Source organism: Lysobacter sp. GX 14042 (assembly GCF_021390425.1).
In the GTDB taxonomy this organism is placed as follows: Bacteria; Pseudomonadota; Gammaproteobacteria; order Xanthomonadales; family Xanthomonadaceae; genus Novilysobacter.
In genome coordinates, this window is sequence record NZ_JAJUWY010000023.1 from 1 (window position 1) to 1220 (window position 1220).

The following is a 1220-nucleotide window of genomic DNA, read 5'->3' on the forward strand; positions in this document are numbered from 1 at the left end:
GGTTCTACCCCGATAGCACGGACACATTCGAGAAGGCCCATACTGGGCGCAAGGAGTGTCCATGTCCAAGCGAAAGAGATACAGCCCCGAGTACAAGCGCGAGGCGGTCGATCTGGTCCGTCGATCGCGCACCAGTTGCCGGCAGGTGGCCCTGGAGATCGGCATCAACCCGAACATGCTCACGCGCTGGGTTCGCGAGGCGGATTCCGGCGGAGGCAAAGCATTCTCAGGCACCGGCAGCCCTCGTGATGAGGAGCTCGCCCGTCTCAAGCGCGACCTGGCGCGGGTGACTCGGGAGCGGGATTTTTTAAGAGACGCGGCAGCGTACTTCGCCAAGGGATCACCGAACGGTACGAGGTGATCCGGCGCTGCCGCAATGAGTACCCGGTCAGGTTGATGTGTCGCTGCCTGCAAGTGTCGCCCAGCGGTTATTACGCGTGGGAAGCCGATCTACCAAGCCCTCGTGCTTCCGAGAACGCGCGCTTGCTGTCGCGCATTCGGGAAATCCACGAGGACAGTGGCGGGGTGATCGGCGCCCCGCGCATGCACGAGGATCTGGCCCATGAGGGGGAATCAGTGAGCTTGAACCGCGTGGCACGGCTGATGGCGGCCAATGGCCTGCAAGGTTGGCCACGCCGCAGGAAGTGCCGCTATGGGCGGCCGGAGTCGCGCCCGGTTGGCGTGCGAAACATGCTGGAGCGGGACTTCACGGCCGCAGAGCCCGAGAGCAAGTGGGTGACGGACATCACCGAGATCGCCACGTTAGAAGGCAAGCTGTTCCTGTGTGTGGTGATCGACCTGCACAGCAAGCTGGTCGTCGGCTGGGCGATGCATCACCGGCAGGATCGACACATGGTGATCCGGGCCGTGGAGATGGCGGTTTGGCAGCGGCAAGGCGATGCACCTGTAGTGCTGCATTCGGACCGCGGTTGCCAATTCGTCAGCGGCGACTATCAGCGATTCCTCAGCGGAAACGCACTGGTCAGCAGCATGAGCGCGGTGGGTCATTGCGGTGACAACGCCGCCTGCGAGGGGTTCTTTGGAGTGCTCAAGCGCGAACGCGTCGCCCATCGACAGTACCGGACCCGCGACGAAGCCCGCGCAGACCTGTTCGACTACATCGAGCGGTTCCACAATCCCAGGATGCGACGTAGAGTCGCCAAGCAGGATCAGAAGTTCTCAGCCGTTTTCAAACCGTCCGTGCAGACGGGGTAGAACCC

General features: G+C 63.0%; 1 protein-coding gene. It reads left to right on the forward strand.

All coding sequences use genetic code 11. From position 1 onward, the window contains the following. Window positions 1-61: 61 nt before the first annotated feature. A protein-coding gene (locus LY625_RS13325) for an IS3 family transposase (RefSeq protein WP_233740798.1) occupies window positions 62-1215 on the forward strand; the annotation gives its coding sequence in 2 pieces (ribosomal slippage) (window positions 62-311 and window positions 311-1215; 1155 coding nt in all). The last annotated feature ends 5 nt before the right edge of the window (window positions 1216-1220 follow it).